Raw genomic sequence first — 16690 nt, 5'->3', positions numbered from 1 at the left:
TCTTTTTAGTTCCGTATAAAAAATGAATTTTAGGTGATGAAGTTGGTCTATTTATATTGCATCCTAACCTTGGGGGAGGCTTTTTTCTTGTTCATATATTTAGTTGCTTCAGAAAAAAGAAAATCCATCGCCACTATCCTATTGGCCGTCATCGTTTTCATAGAAATGCTTACCCTATATGACGAGGTGGTACTTTTTTTTAAGAACAGTAATTTGCCCGTAGTGCTATATTACATTGGCACTCCCCTAATGGCGGCCATAGGACCATTGATTTTAGGTTTCATACACTTTTCACCCCATACCAACAAGCGTATAAAATGGCATCATTATTTACACTTGTTCCCGGCCCTCCTTGCTTTGGGTTTTGCCATAAAAACCTACCACATTTTGCCTTACGAAGAAAAGTTAGGGTATGTGGCCTACTTTCAGCAGTACCTAATCGACGAAGCAAGTGCACGACCAACTGCCGAAGTTTTTGTTAACCAGGCGTTTCGTTCATACATGTTTGCCTATTTGGTTCTAAGTTGGTTTTACCTTGACAGAAACAAAAACAGGATTCGTTCCAAAGTGAGTGAGGGCTTCATCAAGTTTCTATTGCTTGGCATGATGGCAATTGCCGTATCCACCATCATATTGGAATTTCTACCCAGTTTTCGTGCTTGGCAATTTGCATTGTTTTTAGTGATTTTTTCCTCCCATGTTTTTGGGTTGGCATACCTGTATTTCAAACCTCCGAAGAAACTGGTTCAAGCCGATAAGTATCAGCGCTCTGGATTGACACTTCAAGAAGCAGATTACATCGAGAAAAAATTGGATTGTCTGCTCAATGAAGAGAAACTATTTAGGAATCCATTGCTCACCTTACAAAAGCTTGCCAAAGAAATAGGGACCAACACGCACTATTTAAGTCAGCACATCAATAAAACCCATAACCTTACATACAACGATTTGATTAACCAACATAGAGTGGAGGAATCCAAACGCCTATTGAGCGAAGAAGGAGGGCCAAACGCTATGGAAGAGGTGGCCATCGCCAGTGGTTTTGCCTCTTCCTCGTCGTTCTATCGTATTTTCAAACAACACGTTGGCCTAACCCCAAAGCAATTCCAACAAGAAAGAAACTCCTAAAACAAACTCCCATCCTATCGGCAGCAAGGAAAAACTCTTTTCTTCCTGCCCAAACCCCTTTTTATTTGCAGAAAAATAATCTCAAATGAAAAAAATACTAGTATGCTTTCTCGTCACCTATTTAGGGCTGGTCACATCCGGAAAATCGCAAAATGACCCTTCGTTTTTGACCAAGGTCGAAATTGAAACGGACTTCAATCTTATTTTCATGCCCATTATGATTCATGGGCATTCCTACACTATGATTTTGGATACCGGTGCTGGGTTCAGTGTTTTGGATGAAGAGGTGGCAAAAGCCCTGAACTTGAACATTGAGAATGTCAGGATTATGGAGCGACCAGGTGGAGAAGTACGTCTTGGAACCATCAAAAACCTCAATTATTCGGTGGGAAATCATTCCGCGGAAATGACCATAGCTTCCGCCAATCTTGCCGAAGGTGGGTTCAACGATTATATCGGTAGACCGTGCGCCGGTATTTTGGGTGCCGATTTTATCTCCAAATACGCTATGGAAATAAACTATTTTGAAAAACTACTGTCCCTCTACTCCCCCGATACCTACAAGATTGATGGAAACAAAAAGAAACTTTCCCTAGTGGATGGTATGCCCATTGTGAAAAGTAGTCTTCACCATAAAGATCAAACGATTGAAGGAAGTTGGCTCATAGACACCGGCAGTATGATGAGTCTGGGCGTGAACGAATCTTTTTTTGGTAGCTATCTAAAGAACAATGTCAATACCTATGAGTCACTGGCAGTCGGGTTTGGTGGAAGTACTTCAGGGAAAATGTATAAACTGGACGGATTTGATTTACTTGGCAATGAATTCAATCACATTATAGCAGGACATGCAGAAGATGGCATCAATGATGCATCGTTCGATGGGGTAATCGGCGGGGAATTGATCTCTAGATTTACGATAGCGTTCAATTACGCTACTAAAGAAATCCATTTAAAACCCAATGCAAAAAAGGATAATCCCATTCGTTGGGATTTAATCGGGATGCTTTTGGCACAAACCGACAAAGGAATTGAGGTGTTGCATGTTTACAAAAACTCCCCAGCCGATCATGCACAAATACAAAAGGGAGACCTAATCGCTTTTATCAATGGTAAGCGTGCCGAAGCTATAGGGCTTCCAAAAATATGGGAGACCTTTCATACCAAAGAAGGTCTTGCTATAGCGCTCATCATTTCGAAGGACGGTATCATGCGGTGTGCCAATGTTGTTTTAAGGGATTATTTTAATGAAAAGGCGGAATAGGAGCACGTCCATATACTCCAAAGGTTTGTAGTATCTTAGTCAGAACAATCACTTTCATCAATTCAAAAACTACAACCATCATGATAAACAGTTTTTTTAAATCCACATCGCTGACCTTGTTAATCTTGCTTTGCTCAGCTCGATTGGTCGCCCAAGAAAAAAGTGTTCAAGATTTAGAATTTCTTATCGGCACTTGGCAGGTGCGAGAGGACATCAAGGATCGAAATTGGTGGGAAGAAAGCACCCGTATCGCCAACTATACGCTGGACAGCACCTTTATTGAAATTGATGCCTCATCACGTTCGTCCACAGGTAAGGAACGGACCTACCGCTGGTTTATCCATCTAAATGACAAAACCCAGCAGTTTGAAATGGTTTCGATGTTCAGCAACTGGCACAAGGTCCAGTTCGATTTGTTGGACTGGAATCCAGAAACGCGAAAATTGACCATCAGGCATGCACCGGACCCCAGTTCCGAAGAATACCATGAGCGATTTGGTGAAATGATTTTTAGTGACGATTTCAGTTCGTATGAATGGAAAGGAGAAAATAAATATGGTGATCCCGATGATCCTGGTATTTGGAGGTATGTTGAAAAAGGAGTGCGTGCTCAAGAGTGAATTGATATGGCTGTCCAAGCACCTTCTTCTACCTAAAAAAATGATTCAATTGTCTTATCTTGTGAATGCAAAACTACTCTCTAGCATTTCCAATTTGGATTCGAAAATTTTTATTTTATGACCGACCAACAGATCGCCAAAGGCATTACGTTAAAACATATTTCAAACATTTCCGAAAAGTTTGGGATTTCCCCAGATGACATTGAACTGTATGGCAAGTACAAAGCCAAACTGCCTTTATCGGCCATAGACCGAAAGAAAGCTGCTGAAAGTAATCTGATTTTGGTCTCGGCAATTTCCCCTACTCCAGCTGGGGAAGGAAAAACCACCATGTCCATCGGCCTTTCTGAAGGACTGAACCGTTTGAGCAAAAAAACTACGGTGGTGCTTCGGGAACCTTCTTTGGGTCCTGTTTTTGGCATTAAAGGAGGCGCTACGGGGGGAGGATATTCCCAAGTGTTGCCCATGGAGGACATCAACCTGCATTTTACCGGGGATTTTGCGGCCATTGAAAAAGCGCACAACCTGTTGTCCGCAGTTATTGATAACAATATCCAAAGCAAAACCAATTCTTTGATGCTCGACCCCCGGACCATCGGTTGGAAACGGGTGATGGACATGAACGACCGTTCGCTGCGCCATGTCATCGTGGGTTTGGGCGGGACCACATCCGGGGTGCCCCGGGAAACGGGTTTTGACATTACAGCAGCGTCGGAAATCATGGCGATTCTTTGTCTAGCAGAAAGCTTGACGGACCTTAAAAAGCGTTTAGGGGACATTTTTGTGGGATATACCTTTGATAAAAACCCCATTTATGCCAAAGACTTAAAAGTAGAAGGCGCCATGGCCGCTTTGTTGAAGGATGCCATAAAACCCAATTTGGTGCAGACCATTGAAGGCAATCCGGCGATTATCCATGGAGGGCCTTTTGCCAACATTGCCCAAGGCACTAATACCGTACTGGCTACTTTGATGGGCATGACCCATTCGGAATATACGGTGACCGAAGCCGGTTTTGGCTTTGATTTGGGGGCGGAAAAGTTCTTTGACATCAAATGCCAGAGTGCGGGATTAAAACCCAAGGCTGTTGTCCTCACCACTACAATACGTGCACTGAAATATCACGGTGGTGCTGATTTAAAATCCTTGACCGAACCCAACGTGGAAGCCTTGAAAAAAGGCCTACCCAATTTGGAAAAACATCTGGAGAACATTGCCAAGTTCCATGTGGTTCCAGTGATTGCCATCAACAAGTTTAACACGGATACCGATGAAGAAGTTGAAGTCATCAAAGAATTGGCAAATTCCAAAGGAGTGCGTGTAGCCTTGGCCGAAGTTTGGGCCAAAGGTGGTGAAGGGGCTGTCGATTTAGCAAAAAAAGTAATTGAAATCATAGATTCCAAAGCCTCAGATTTTAAGCCGCTTTACGATTGGGAATCCAACGTTACGGACAAAATTGAGACCATTGCTAAGGAAATCTATGGGGCGGAACACGTAGATTACACGGCCAAGGCCAAGGCCCATTTGCGCAAGATTGCCAATTTGGGCTTGGAACATCTACCGGTTTGTATCGCAAAAACCCAAAAGTCGCTGTCAGACAATCCAAAACTATTGGGCAGACCTAAAGATTTCATTATTACTGTGCGAGAAATTGAAATCGCAGTCGGTGCTGGTTTCTTGATTCCCATAACGGGGGATATTATGCGCATGCCCGGCTTACCTGCGCATCCGGCATCCGAGGGCATCGACATTAATGATGATGGGGAGATTATAGGATTGTTCTAAAGTTTCTGTAACCAGTAGCGCATATCCACTTCTTTGTGGATGATTTCTTTCACCTCAGCTAGTTTCACCCGCTTCTGTTCCATGGTATCGCGATGACGGATGGTCACGGTATCATCTTCCAAGGTTTGATGGTCGATGGTGACACAAAATGGAGTCCCGGCAGCATCTTGACGGCGATAACGACGTCCCACGGCATCTTTTTCATCATAATCCACGTTGAAGTCCCACTTCAACTCGTCCACCAATTTTTCTGCAATTTCTGGGAGTCCATCACGCTTTAGTAATGGCAAAACAGCCACTTTGTTGGGTGCCAATACGGCAGGAAGCTTCAGCACGGTACGGGTGCTGCCATTTTCCAGTTCTTCATCCTGCAATGAATTGGAGAAAACCGCCAAAAACATGCGGTCCAACCCTATAGAGGTCTCCAACACATAGGGCACATAGCTTTTGTTTTCTTCTGGGTCGAAGTATTGCAACTTCTTGCCCGAGTATTTTTCATGATTGGCCAAATCGAAATCCGTGCGGGAATGGATGCCTTCCAATTCCTTGAATCCAAAAGGAAATCTAAACTCGATATCGGCAGCGGCATCGGCATAGTGGGCTAATTTTTCATGGTCGTGGAAGCGATAGTTGTCAGCTCCCATACCCAAGGAAAGATGCCACTGCATCCGCTTCTCTTTCCATGTTTCGTACCACTCTTTTTGGGTGCCCGGTTTGATGAAATATTGCATTTCCATCTGTTCAAATTCGCGCATACGAAAGATGAACTGCCTTGCCACGATTTCATTCCGAAAGGCTTTTCCCGTTTGGGCGATTCCGAAGGGAATCTTCATCCTACCGGTTTTTTGCACATTCAAGAAGTTGACAAAAATACCTTGCGCGGTTTCAGGTCGAAGATAAAGGTCCGTGGCCGTATCCGCCGAAGCTCCTAATTTGGTCCCAAACATTAAGTTGAACTGCTTGACATCCGTCCAATTTTTGGACCCCGATAAGGGGCAAGCGATTTCCAATTCCTCAATCAGGGCCTTTACATCGGTCAAGTCCTCATTTTCCAAGGATTTTCCCATACGTTTTAGAATTGCATCAGCTTTGGCCTGGTAATCCAACACACGTTGGTTCGTAGATAAAAACTGTTCTTTATCAAAGCTGTCACCAAAACGTTTTGCAGCCTTTTTAATTTCTTTTTCAATCTTAGCTTCAATCTTGGCCACATGGTCTTCGACCAAAACATCGGCACGGTATCTTTTCTTGGAGTCTTTATTGTCAATCAGAGGGTCATTAAACGCATCAACGTGGCCGGAAGCCTTCCATGTGGTGGGATGCATAAAAATGGCCGCATCAATGCCCACGATGTTCTCATTGAGTTGCACCATGGCCTTCCACCAATATTCGCGAATATTTTTCTTTAACTCGGCTCCATTTTGCCCGTAATCGTAAACTGCGCTGAGTCCGTCATAAATCTCGCTGGATTGGAACACATACCCGTATTCCTTTGCATGGGAGATAACCTTCTTGAAAATGTCTTCCTGATTTGCCATTGGGCAAAAATAGAATTTTACCCTAAAAGAAATACGCTATTTCAACTGAAATTCAGTGGAGGCCAGTAATCTTTCATCCTCAAAAACATTGAGGGTATAGATTCCCTCGCCCAAAGAGCCTTCGGGTACGGTAATGGCATCGCATACACTGATTTCCTTTCCGGTGTAAATGATCTCCATTTTTTTGCTGTAGGTGTTCCCACTTACAGAAATGGTTGAAGCATTGTCCTCAATTACCGTCATATTGGGGTCCAAGAACTGTAAATACAACACCTTTACTTCACCATCTTCATTTGGGTCACTTAAAATGGTGACACAGCCCCTCAATTTTTCAATGGTTGACGCTTTATTCGTTTTTATGGGCCTGCCCGCTCGTAGGCGGAATCCACTGCCTTCGGCATCCTGAAGTTTGAGATAACTCTTGATACGAAGTTCTCTCGCAAGTTCCTTGTTGGTTTCCCTCAAAAGGGATTCGGTTTTCTCCAAACTACTGGCCTTGCCCCGAAGTTCGTCCAACTGCTTTTGAGTTTCTTCATATCGGCTTGCCAGCAAGCTGTTGTTGTAGCGCAAAAAGTTGTTTTTAAGCTTAAGACTGTCAAACCTGAGCTCCAATTTGCGCAATTCCTTTCGCGTTTCTTTGAGTTTGGTGATACTAAAATTCAATCTCCCCACAGAATCCAACAATTGTTCCACACGAAATCTAGAGGTCTGCAGCTCTATTTCATTGACTTCGTTTAAGCCCGAAAGGCGATCTACCTCAGCTTTCATCAAAGTAAGATCCTTGACCAACAACGATTTTTCCTGTTCTAAAAAGAGCATCTGGTTATTGGATTGGGCATAGCTATAGTAGAAGGCTATCAATATCCCAACTATCACGGCAACAAGGGCCGCAAAAATAATCTTATAGTTGAAATTGTTATCTTGGGGGTTCATGGGGTTGATAGACTACTTACGCGTTTTTGATTTGAAACCAAAAAGGTTGGCTAAGATACTAAACGTGATTAACAACATCCTATTGCCAAGGGTGTGTTTTGGATGTAATACCCAATTATTCAGAGGAGAACGCATACTTTGTACCGTTTGTCGACATGAAATGCCACTCACCGATCATAATTATTCCGATGAAAATGCGGTTGACCGCATATTTTATGGTAGAATTCCAATAAAAAAGGCTGCTTCCTTCGTTTTTTTTTCAAAAAATGGGACGGTGAAAAACCTTTTGCATTGGTTAAAGTACAAAAATCAGGAGCAAATTGGTGCTTTTTTTGGTGAATGGTGTGGCGCAGTCCTTGAACAAGATGAAAACCTAAAAACAGTGGATGTCGTCATCCCTGTTCCTTTACATCGAAAAAAGGAACAGAAGCGCGGCTATAACCAAGTGGCCCTGTTTGCCCAAAAAGTTGCTGAATCCATAGGTGCTGAGTTTAGGGATGACGTGCTTTTAAGGGTTGTCAACACCAAGACACAGACGAAGAAGGACCGACATCTTCGCTGGGAAAACACGGCGAATGCCTTTCAGTTAAACCCTGATGCAGATAAATCGTTCAAGCATGTGCTTTTGGTAGATGACGTAATCACAACGGGGGCGACCATAGAATCCTGTTCATCAACACTTTTCGAGATGAACAACGTTACCTTATCGGTGCTCAGCATTGCCATGGTTCCGCAAGGTTAAAATTTGTGAATCGGGAGCTCAATTTTTCAAATTAATTGTTTCTTTGTTGCACATTGGTAATACATGGCCTACCTAAAGAAATTGTTCAGTTTGGTTTTTGTTGCCTTTTTGGGATTGGCACTTTGGCAGTGTGCCAAAAGAGGCAATCCGACAGGGGGGCCGAAAGATGTTACCCCACCCGAATTGGTTCGTGCTGAGCCCGAAAATTTTACCACAGACTTTAAGGCTGAAAAGATTCGCTTGTACTTTGATGAGCTCATAAAACTTCAAGATGTTCAGAACCAGCTTATTGTATCTCCTCCACTTAAATATCCTCCAGAAGTTAAGCCACAGGGCGGTGCAAGCAAGTATGTGGAAATCATTATTAAGGATACTTTAAAGGAAAATACGACCTACACCCTAAATTTTGGACAGAGCATTACCGATAATAATGAAGGAAACCCAACTAGTTTTTTAACCTACGTTTTTTCTACTGGGTCCTATATTGATTCTCTCTCCCTTTCAGGAGCAGTGAAAGATGCCTTTAACCGAACCGCTGATCAGTTTATCAGTGTAATGTTGTACGAAATGGATACTGCTTATGCGGATTCCACGATATATAAAACTCCTCCTTTGTATATTGCCAATACCCTGGACAGTGTACCTTTTTTCAACCTGAAGAATCTAAAAGCGGGTAACTATGCGCTTGTCGCTATAAAAGACGTAAATAAAAACAACTTATTTGACCAAAGGCAGGATAAAATCGGGTTTTTGAAGGATACCATATCCTTGCCCACAGATTCGGTTTATCTGTTGACCCTTTTTCAAGAACTTCCAGATTATAGTGTTTCTGTTCCCAGTTACGTGGCCAAAAACCATATCATTTTTGGGTATCAGGGCAATGACAAGGATATTCAAATTAAAACTTTGACAGAATTGCCAGATTCGGTAAAGACCGTAATCCTGAAAGATAGGGAAACAGACACTTTGAATTATTGGTTAACTCCGACGGATTTGGACAGTATTATATTTACAGTGACCAACACGGTTTTAGATGTAGTGGATACATTTACCGTTAAGACGCGAAAACTTCCCTTGGATTCGCTGCAAATAAGCCCTTCCAAAAATGGGAAATTCAATTTTGAAGATGAGTTTAGCTTGTTGGCCAATACTCCCATTGCCGATGTGGATACCACAAAAATTGGATTTTTCCTTGATTCATTGGTGGCACCCTATATGTATAGCTTAGATAGCTTGGGCAACAAGATAGATTTTGAGTTTGATGTGCAGCCCAACCTAAGTTATTCGATGTATTTGTTGCCCGGGGCCATTACTGACTTCTTTGGTATTCAAAACGATTCGTTGAATTACAATCTTTCCATTGGCAGTTATGCCGATTATGGAAACTTGAGATTGACCCTGGGTGGAGCAGTTAAATATCCCCTTATCATACAACTGACCAATGAACGGGGTGAGGTAAAAAGAGAACAGGTGACCTCCGAACCACAAATTTTTGAGTTTAATAACCTAGATCCAGGCAAGTATATAGTTCGGGTTATTTTTGACGGCAATGGCAATGGTAAATGGGATACGGGTAACTATCTTAAAAAGATGCAACCTGAGAAGGTGAGTTATTATCCAGATGTTATTGATGTTCGGGCCAATTGGGAATTGGAGCAGAATTTTATTATTTCAGAATAAATACGTCCCTGTCGTCAAGAAATCTGAGCTTATTTCGGGTTTTTTCTAAGCTCTCCTTATCCAACAGCGCATACAGAACTTCTTCTTTTTCCGAATACACCAATTGACCTCCAAGTGCATCGTAAACTGCTGAATGGCCAGGATATTGATATCCAGATTCATCCAATCCTGTTCGGTTCACACCAACACAATAGCACATGTTTTCAATCGCCCTTGCCTTTAAGAGCACATCCCATGCAGCAATTCTGGGTTTTGGCCAATTTGCTACATAGATAAGCACATCGTAGTCCTCCACATTTCTTGCCCATACTGGGAAACGAAGATCGTAACATATTAAAGGACAAATTTTAAACCCTTCGTAATCAACAATCACTTTTTCGCTGCCTGACTCATACACCTTATTTTCTCCAGCCAAGGTAAAGGTGTGTCGTTTATCATAGCTTTTGAACTCTCCATTTGGATAAACAAAAAACAGGCGATTGTAGTTCTTGTTGCCTTCCATGAAAACTGTGCTGCCCAGTATTGCAGTATCTTTTTTTAGAGCCATTTGTTGCATCCATTCCAACGTTCTTTTACCTTCTGATGGCCCAAGGCCATTTGGAAACATGGTAAACCCTGTGGAGAACATTTCAGGAAGAACAATAAGATCAACATCCGATGATATGTCGACCATCTTTTCCTCAAACATGGCTTTGTTCGCATCTGGGTCTTCCCAATGCAGTTTGGTTTGAATAAGCGCAATATTCAGTTTACGTTCCATTCAATTTTCCTCCAACAGTTCCACTAAAGTTTGTACGCCTTGCATTTTGGCATGGTCCAAGGCGGTATTGCCCTTGGCATCCCTCAGTGATGTATCGGCGCCGTTGTTCAACAGGAGTTTTACAAGATCTGGATGATTGAAGGTTACCGCATAAATAAGACATGTACTGCCCATGGTATTTTTTTGGTCGACATTGGCCCCCGCCGCAATCAACTTTTTGGCAATTTCGGAATATCCCTTGAAACATACCCCCATGAGCGCCGTGTTCCCTGAACCATCCTTAGTGTCAACCTGTGCTCCTTTATCCAACAAATGCTCTACAATTTCCCTATGCCCATAATATGATGCCAGTAATAAGGGGGTTGACCCCCTTTGGTCCTTGGACTCCAAAAGTTCAAGGTGCACTTTCAAATGGTCTTCAACCCCTTTCAGATTTCCAGTTCGGATATGGACGAAAAAATCTGCTTTGTAATCCATACTACTAAATTACGATATAAAAAAACTGCCGCAGCCTAGTAGGTTGTGGCAGTTTTAGTTATTCATTTTCTTTTGCCGCTTGTTTCACTGAAACAAATGGTTCAGTCCAAATCGAAGCGGTCCAAGTTCATCACCTTGTTCCAGGTAGCGACAAAGTCTTTCAAGAACTTATCTTGGGAATCACTGCATCCATAAACTTCGGCCAAGGCACGCAACTCGGTGTTGGAACCAAAAATAAGGTCCACTCGAGTACCCGTCCATTTTAGTTCGCCTGTTTTACGGTCACGTCCTTCAAAAACTTCCTCATCTTCTGTAACAGCCTTCCATTCGGTGCCCATATCCAAAAGATTCACAAAGAAATCATTTGTTAAGGTTTCAGGTTTGTCGGTAAATACTCCGTGGTTAGAACCATCGTAGTTAGCATTTAGCATACGCATCCCCCCTATAAGCACTGTCATCTCAGGAGCGGTCAAGGTCATCAATTGCGCTTTATCTACCAACAGTTGTTCGGTAGGAACGCTAAACTTCATCTTGGTGTAGTTTCTGAAACCATCTGCAACTGGTTCCAAAACTTCAAATGCCTCAGCATCTGTTTGTTCTTCAGAGGCATCCATTCTACCTGGAGAGAAAGGCACGCTGATATCTTTTCCTGCATTCTTTGCTGCTTTTTCCACTCCCGCACATCCGCCCAAGACAATCAAATCGGCCAAGGAAACTTTTTTATTTCCGGATTGGGCATTGTTGAATTCTTTCTTGATTCGTTCCAATGTATCCAACACCTTACTCAGTTGCGGTGGATTGTTCACCTCCCATTTGTTCTGTGGGGCTAAACGGACGCGGGCTCCATTGGCACCACCCCGCTTATCAGAGCCTCTATACGTAGACGCAGAAGCCCATGCTGCAGAAACCAATTCTGAAACGGTCAATCCAGAAGCGAGAATATTGGCCTTCAAATTGGCTATGTCCTTATCATCAATCAATTCATGATCTATTGCCGGGATTGGGTCTTGCCAAATTAATTCTTCTTGGGGTACTTCAGGTCCCAAATATCTTGATACTGGACCCATATCACGGTGTGTCAATTTAAACCATGCTCTTCTGTAGGCGTCTGCAAACTCCTCTGGGTTTTCCAAAAAGTGTCTTGATATTTTCTCGTAAGCAGGGTCCATACGCAACGAGAGGTCAGTCACCAACATGAAAGGTGCATGTTTCTTTGTTGGATCGTGTGCATCAGGTACAGTTCCTGCCCCAGCACCATCTTTGGGCTGATACTGCCATGCTCCAGCTGGACTTTTTGTCAATTCCCAATCATATTTGAATAGATTTTCAAAGTATTTGTGGCTCCATTGGGTAGGCGTATCTGTCCAAGCCCCCTCTAAACCGCTGGTTATGGTATCCGAGCCCATTCCTGTTCCAAAGTTGCTTTTCCAACCCATACTTTGCATTTCAATGGAGGCCCCAGCAGGCTCCACTTCCAAATACTCAGCATCGGAGGCTGCTCCGTGTGTTTTTCCGAAGGTATGTCCTCCAGCAATAAGTGCTACGGTCTCATAATCGTTCATGGCCATGCGCCCAAAAGTCTCGCGAATATCTTTCGCCGCAGCCAACGGATCGGGATTACCATTTGGACCCTCAGGATTTACGTAAATCAATCCCATATGGGCAGCTCCCATCTGTTTTTCAAGTTCCCCTTCTTCGCTGTATCGGGACTTGTTCCCCAGCCATTCCGTTTCAGAGCCCCAATAAATATCCTCCTCAGGTTGCCAAATATCTTCGCGTCCGCCTGCGAAACCAAACATTTTCAATCCCATGGATTCATGGGCCACATTTCCAGCCAAGATCAAAAGGTCGGCCCAAGAAATTTTCTTTCCATACTTCTGCTTTATGGGCCAGAGCAACAGTCGCGCCTTGTCTAGATTGGCATTATCAGGCCAGCTGTTCAACGGTGCAAAACGTTGGTTACCGGTTCCACCACCACCGCGACCGTCCGCAATGCGATAGGTCCCTGCTGCATGCCATGCCATACGTATGAAAAAAGGCCCATAATGTCCATAATCGGCGGGCCACCAGTCTTGGCTATCTGTCATTAGGTCTGTAAGGTCCTTTTTTATGGCATCTAAATCCAGTTTCTTAAATTCTTCAGCATAATTGAAATCATCATCCATAGGATCAACCAAAGAAGAGTGCTGCCTTAGGATGTTTAAATTCAGTTGATTGGGCCACCAGTCTCTATTGGTTGTTCCACCCCCTGCGGCCTGATTTAATTCTCCACTCAGAAAAGGACACATGCCGGCATCCGCCCCGTTCGCTAAATCTTTACTCATCAGTATGTTGTTTTTAAGTTATTTTTTTCCACTCTAAAGTTAAGAAAACCACAGATGAAACGATAGGCAACTCATATTAATATGCTATAAAAACATAAACATTATCTATTTGCCGAACCAGAATGCCAGTACCATTGTTTTCTGTCCAAAAGAAGTATGCTTTTTGGCAGATTCGACCCTGTCAAGGGTAAAAAAATCATATAATTTTATCATATGAGTTGTACTAGAGTCCAATAGTCCTTGAGTTTTACGTCAACAGATAATAAATATCATACATGCAATCCAATTTTAAATCCTATCAAAAATGAGAAAATTGATTTTACCCCTTGTTGCCCTATTGGTCTTTGGTTTTAGCGCAAAGCCCACGCAACTTACGGAAGCGGAGCGTGCCATGGCCATAAAGTATCTATCCGAAACCCGTAATCATATGCTTCAGGTGCTGGATGGACTCACTGAGGAACAGCTGCATTTTAAACCCTCCGAAAATGAATGGTCCATCGCAGAATGCGTGGAACATATTGCCATTAGTGAAAATGTCTTTGAAGGATTCTTAAAAAAGACTGTGGCAGAAGGGGCAAATCCAGCCCTAAAGGATTCTTTAGTTTTTAAAGATGAGCAATTGATGGGTGTTTTGACCGATCGTAGCCAGAGGTTTAAAACCACAGAGCCTTTTGAGCCTCGTGGCAAATTTGGTTCGCACGAAGAAACGGTGCAAGCCTTTTTGAAAAAACGAAACGAGCATATAGAGTATGTAAAAACCACAGAGGATGATTTGAGGAATAGGTTTAACCAAGATCTTCCTTTTGGCACTGTTGATGGTTTTCAAGTAATCATTTTTGTGGCAGGCCACTCAGAGCGGCATATACTACAAATGGAGGAGGTGATGGCCCATGAGGAATTTCCCAACAGCGAGGAAGAAGACTAAAACATTTCTTCTATTAACATTTATTGGCAAACCCTTTCCAACACGGAAAGGGTTTGTTTTTTAACTTTGGGTATCTAAAATCTCAACAAATGAATACCATGAAATCAATAATATTTGCCATAACCTTGCTGTTTGCCGTCCACGTTTCAGCACAAAATGAGAAAGATCAAAAAATAATGGCTGATGCGGTCAAGGCTAAAGAAGCCCTGTTGGAGGCCCAAAGTGGATTAAAAACATTCTTTGCCCAATCCGCCGGATATGTTATTTTTCCCAATGTGGGCAAAGGAGGATTTATAGTGGGTGGTGCCTCCGGGAATGGGGTAGTCTACGAAAATGGCGAGGCAGTTGGCATGGCCGGTCTAAAAAAATTGAATGTAGGTCTACAAGCTGGTGGACAGGCCATAATCGAGGTTATCTTTTTTGAAACCGATGTGGATTTGGCCCGTTTTAAAGAAGGAAAGTTCGAGTTTGCGGCTGAAACTTCTGCTGTGGCCCTTAAATCGGGAATTGCCTTTGAGGCCAAATATAAAGACGGTGTTGCAGTTTTCGCACTCCCCAAAGCAGGTCTTATGGCCGATGCCTCGGTAGGTGGTCAAAAATTCAGCTATCGGCCTTTTATGATGTAGGCTTCATTGATTTTACAACTGAGGATCTGATAGTTCAAGAATCTTGTTGTCTCTCTTCCTTTTATTTTTAATCGAAGAAACAAAAAGAGGTGCTGATATGCCCATATCAATGGCCCCTAAAGCTGCAATCAGTCCACCCATTATTTGACCAAACGGGTTTGTCACGTACTTTCGATACCGCTCGTCGTAGTACTTTTGGCTGGCCAATTCCACTCCTCCAGTAATCATTAAAAGTCCAATTCCTCCAAATCCTACGCCCATTACGAGATTGCTTTTGCGTCTCCTCTCTATCTCCAAGATTTCTCTCAACCGTATCTCATTGGATTGGCCGTTTTTCATTAATTGACTGTAATTAAGCCCAAGTTTTTCCATTGTTCCCATTTGTTTGAGAGTAAAGTCTTGAGCCGAAATACTAGAAAAGGCCAGGACCGCACAAGTAATGTAAATTGCTTTTTTCATTTTTTTCAATATATCGTGATTTAAAAACCCATCACTTGCTTGGAATGATCAAAAAAATAGTTGTTACTCACGTTGTCCCGGAGTGAAATCCTCAGGGGCATTTTGGGGCATCTTGATGGTACCTGCATCTCCGGTATCATTAAAAATCGACCATTCTTCAAAAGTGTAATTGGGGTTCCCCTCCATAATTTCTGATTTTCGGACGGCTCTGCCATCCTCAAACTCATGATTGGTTCCCGAGCCATCCTGTCCAATAATCCCAAATACATCGATTATGGTCCCAAAAGGATCTACCAGCTCCAAATTGTCATCGCCATTGGAATCGGCCGGGCTATTCGTGGACACTCCAAAATTAGGGGGAAAACCATAGATCAGTTCAAATTCTTGGGCGTTGGGTGATATGACCAAGGTGCTTTCAGATGCGATAATAAAACCAGATAGGTCAATGGTAGAGCTAACCTCAGTATTGTCATTGGTATAGCGCCGCAAAGTCCATAGGTTCAAATCCAAGGGTTCTTGTGACGAATTGTACAATTCCACAAATCGTGCCCCTGAGTTATTATCTGGGTCTGCCAGTTCAGATATAAAGATTTTTGTTGTTGTAAACTCGGTGATAATTTCTGGGCAACGTTCATTGATAAAATCCATATCGCCCAAATCTCGAATAGCCAAGACCCTTTCCTTTCCTTCTTTCAAAACAATCCCGGTGACTGAGCCGTTTTTTCCAGGTAACACCTCTGGCTGAAAATCGGAATAGCCACTATTGAGCATAGCAACTTCGTTTTCGGCACAGTCTTTTAAGCGGCGTAGCGTTTCCTCTTCAGCTACGGCAAATGTATTTCCAAGTTCTACCTCCACAAATTCAAGACTGTCAATCTGGACCAATGTAAGGGTAGGAATACTATCTATCTCAACAATGTTAACTCGGGTAGGTTGAAGTGTAATGGCCTCATCACAGGCTAAGATGATATGTTCCGGAACCTTTAAAGTGGGCAATCGCCCAACTGAGATATTACCAAAGGAATTCAAGGAACCTCCCAATTTTAAAATCTCCCCACTTTTACTCGCATAGAGGTTTTTCAGTTTTACAAAAACTTTATTCCCTGTAGGGTACATGAGATGCGATTCCCTATAATCCATATCAACCTGAATTCCTCCTGTTGGATTCACGGAAGCATTCTGAAGGTAGAGCACATTAAAAAAATTACCGGCCTTATCCGAAGAAATTACATAACCCTCCAAAACCAAATCCTCATATATTTGGATCACATCATCGCCTACCAAGGAGTCCAGCTCAGCAAAGGTGATATTGGATTCCAAATTTGTACACTCCAGTTCGGGTTTGTCAAAATCCCGAGTTTCAACACAGGATAGTATCCCTATCCACAGTAAAAGAGTTGTTAATTTAGTGACTGTTTTTTTCATTTTT

General features: G+C 42.7%; 15 protein-coding genes. 8 read left to right on the top strand and 7 right to left on the bottom strand.

What is annotated here, in order from left to right; genetic code table 11:
- The first annotated feature begins 36 nt into the window (after nt 1-36).
- The 4 genes from GTQ34_RS08355 (at nt 37) to GTQ34_RS08340 (ending at nt 4797) form a co-directional block, all read left to right on the top strand.
- Nucleotides 37-1128 (top strand): helix-turn-helix domain-containing protein, encoded by a 1092-nt coding sequence (locus tag GTQ34_RS08355; protein ID WP_166523314.1) that lies wholly within the window; start codon nt 37-39, stop codon nt 1126-1128.
- 85 nt (nt 1129-1213) lie between these two features.
- Nucleotides 1214-2392 (top strand): aspartyl protease family protein, encoded by a 1179-nt coding sequence (locus tag GTQ34_RS08350; RefSeq protein ID WP_166523313.1) that lies wholly within the window; start codon nt 1214-1216, stop codon nt 2390-2392.
- Between the two features lie 80 nt (nt 2393-2472).
- Nucleotides 2473-3012 (top strand): hypothetical protein, encoded by a 540-nt coding sequence (locus tag GTQ34_RS08345; RefSeq protein WP_166523312.1) that lies wholly within the window; start codon nt 2473-2475, stop codon nt 3010-3012.
- A gap of 117 nt (nt 3013-3129) precedes the next feature.
- Nucleotides 3130-4797, top strand: a complete 1668-nt coding sequence (locus tag GTQ34_RS08340; protein ID WP_166523311.1) for a formate--tetrahydrofolate ligase — start codon at nt 3130-3132, stop codon at nt 4795-4797.
- On the opposite strand, the gene GTQ34_RS08335 is transcribed toward GTQ34_RS08340, so the two are convergent.
- Nucleotides 4794-6335, bottom strand: coding sequence for a glycine--tRNA ligase (locus GTQ34_RS08335; RefSeq protein ID WP_166523310.1), 1542 nt, complete (start codon nt 6333-6335; stop codon nt 4794-4796). The two genes, GTQ34_RS08340 and GTQ34_RS08335, sit on opposite strands and share 4 nt — an antisense overlap.
- 36 nt (nt 6336-6371) lie before the next feature.
- On the bottom strand, nt 6372-7268 hold the full coding sequence (locus GTQ34_RS08330) for a hypothetical protein (RefSeq protein WP_166523309.1): 897 nt from the start codon (nt 7266-7268) through the stop codon (nt 6372-6374).
- Nucleotides 7269-7542: 274 nt separating this feature from the next.
- Between GTQ34_RS08330 and GTQ34_RS08325 the strand changes: the two genes are divergently transcribed.
- Both GTQ34_RS08325 and GTQ34_RS08320 read left to right on the top strand, forming a co-directional pair.
- Complete coding sequence (locus GTQ34_RS08325; RefSeq protein ID WP_313790414.1) at nt 7543-8010, top strand: ComF family protein; 468 nt, start codon at nt 7543-7545, stop codon at nt 8008-8010.
- Between the two features lie 63 nt (nt 8011-8073).
- Complete coding sequence (locus GTQ34_RS08320; RefSeq protein WP_166523308.1) at nt 8074-9690, top strand: Ig-like domain-containing protein; 1617 nt, start codon at nt 8074-8076, stop codon at nt 9688-9690.
- Here the strand turns inward: GTQ34_RS08320 and GTQ34_RS08315 are convergent.
- The 3 genes from GTQ34_RS08315 to katG form a co-directional block, all read right to left on the bottom strand.
- Nucleotides 9677-10450: a nitrilase family protein gene (locus GTQ34_RS08315; RefSeq protein WP_166523307.1), complete on the bottom strand. Its 774-nt coding sequence runs from the start codon at nt 10448-10450 to the stop codon at nt 9677-9679. The two genes, GTQ34_RS08320 and GTQ34_RS08315, sit on opposite strands and share 14 nt — an antisense overlap.
- Nucleotides 10451-10927, bottom strand: a complete 477-nt coding sequence (locus tag GTQ34_RS08310) for an ankyrin repeat domain-containing protein (RefSeq protein ID WP_166523306.1) — start codon at nt 10925-10927, stop codon at nt 10451-10453.
- 101 nt (nt 10928-11028) lie between these two features.
- Nucleotides 11029-13251, bottom strand: coding sequence for a catalase/peroxidase HPI (gene katG, locus GTQ34_RS08305; RefSeq protein ID WP_166523305.1), 2223 nt, complete (start codon nt 13249-13251; stop codon nt 11029-11031).
- A 304-nt stretch (nt 13252-13555) separates the two neighbouring features.
- On the opposite strand from katG, the gene GTQ34_RS08300 reads away from it, so the two are divergent.
- Both GTQ34_RS08300 and GTQ34_RS08295 read left to right on the top strand, forming a co-directional pair.
- Nucleotides 13556-14176 carry a DinB family protein gene (locus GTQ34_RS08300; RefSeq protein WP_166523304.1) on the top strand — a complete coding sequence of 207 codons (621 nt, stop codon included), beginning with the start codon at nt 13556-13558 and terminating at the stop codon, nt 14174-14176.
- 98 nt (nt 14177-14274) lie between these two features.
- A complete protein-coding gene (locus GTQ34_RS08295) occupies nt 14275-14802 on the top strand; it encodes a lipid-binding SYLF domain-containing protein (protein WP_313790413.1) in 528 nt (175 codons plus the stop codon).
- 12 nt (nt 14803-14814) lie between these two features.
- On the opposite strand, the gene GTQ34_RS08290 is transcribed toward GTQ34_RS08295, so the two are convergent.
- Nucleotides 14815-15141, bottom strand: coding sequence for a hypothetical protein (locus tag GTQ34_RS08290; RefSeq protein WP_166523302.1), 327 nt, complete (start codon nt 15139-15141; stop codon nt 14815-14817).
- Nucleotides 15142-15324: 183 nt separating this feature from the next.
- Entirely contained in the window at nt 15325-16686 is a 1362-nt protein-coding gene (locus GTQ34_RS08285) for a DUF5689 domain-containing protein (RefSeq protein WP_166523301.1), read from the bottom strand.
- Nucleotides 16687-16690: the final 4 nt, after the last annotated feature.

Origin of the sequence: Flagellimonas ochracea (assembly GCF_009903685.1) — a bacterium.
GTDB classification, from domain to species: domain Bacteria; phylum Bacteroidota; class Bacteroidia; order Flavobacteriales; family Flavobacteriaceae; genus Flagellimonas; species Flagellimonas ochracea.
This window is presented reverse-complemented; position numbering and strand designations above follow the sequence as displayed.

Excerpts from the sequence above, each read along its gene's own strand:
- GTQ34_RS08355 (WP_166523314.1), top strand. The coding sequence starts at position 37 with ATGAAGTTGGTCTATTTATATTGCATCCTAACCTTGGGGGAGGCTTTT.
- GTQ34_RS08350 (WP_166523313.1), top strand. The coding sequence starts at position 1,214 with ATGAAAAAAATACTAGTATGCTTTCTCGTCACCTATTTAGGGCTGGTC.
- GTQ34_RS08345 (WP_166523312.1), top strand. The coding sequence starts at position 2,473 with ATGATAAACAGTTTTTTTAAATCCACATCGCTGACCTTGTTAATCTTG.
- GTQ34_RS08340 (WP_166523311.1), top strand. The coding sequence starts at position 3,130 with ATGACCGACCAACAGATCGCCAAAGGCATTACGTTAAAACATATTTCA.
- GTQ34_RS08335 (WP_166523310.1), bottom strand. The coding sequence starts at position 6,335 with ATGGCAAATCAGGAAGACATTTTCAAGAAGGTTATCTCCCATGCAAAG.
- GTQ34_RS08330 (WP_166523309.1), bottom strand. The coding sequence starts at position 7,268 with ATGAACCCCCAAGATAACAATTTCAACTATAAGATTATTTTTGCGGCC.
- GTQ34_RS08320 (WP_166523308.1), top strand. The coding sequence starts at position 8,074 with ATGGCCTACCTAAAGAAATTGTTCAGTTTGGTTTTTGTTGCCTTTTTG.
- GTQ34_RS08315 (WP_166523307.1), bottom strand. The coding sequence starts at position 10,450 with ATGGAACGTAAACTGAATATTGCGCTTATTCAAACCAAACTGCATTGG.
- GTQ34_RS08310 (WP_166523306.1), bottom strand. The coding sequence starts at position 10,927 with ATGGATTACAAAGCAGATTTTTTCGTCCATATCCGAACTGGAAATCTG.
- katG (WP_166523305.1), bottom strand. The coding sequence starts at position 13,251 with ATGAGTAAAGATTTAGCGAACGGGGCGGATGCCGGCATGTGTCCTTTT.
- GTQ34_RS08300 (WP_166523304.1), top strand. The coding sequence starts at position 13,556 with ATGAGAAAATTGATTTTACCCCTTGTTGCCCTATTGGTCTTTGGTTTT.
- GTQ34_RS08295 (WP_313790413.1), top strand. The coding sequence starts at position 14,275 with ATGAAATCAATAATATTTGCCATAACCTTGCTGTTTGCCGTCCACGTT.
- GTQ34_RS08290 (WP_166523302.1), bottom strand. The coding sequence starts at position 15,141 with ATGAAAAACGGCCAATCCAATGAGATACGGTTGAGAGAAATCTTGGAG.
- GTQ34_RS08285 (WP_166523301.1), bottom strand. The coding sequence starts at position 16,686 with ATGAAAAAAACAGTCACTAAATTAACAACTCTTTTACTGTGGATAGGG.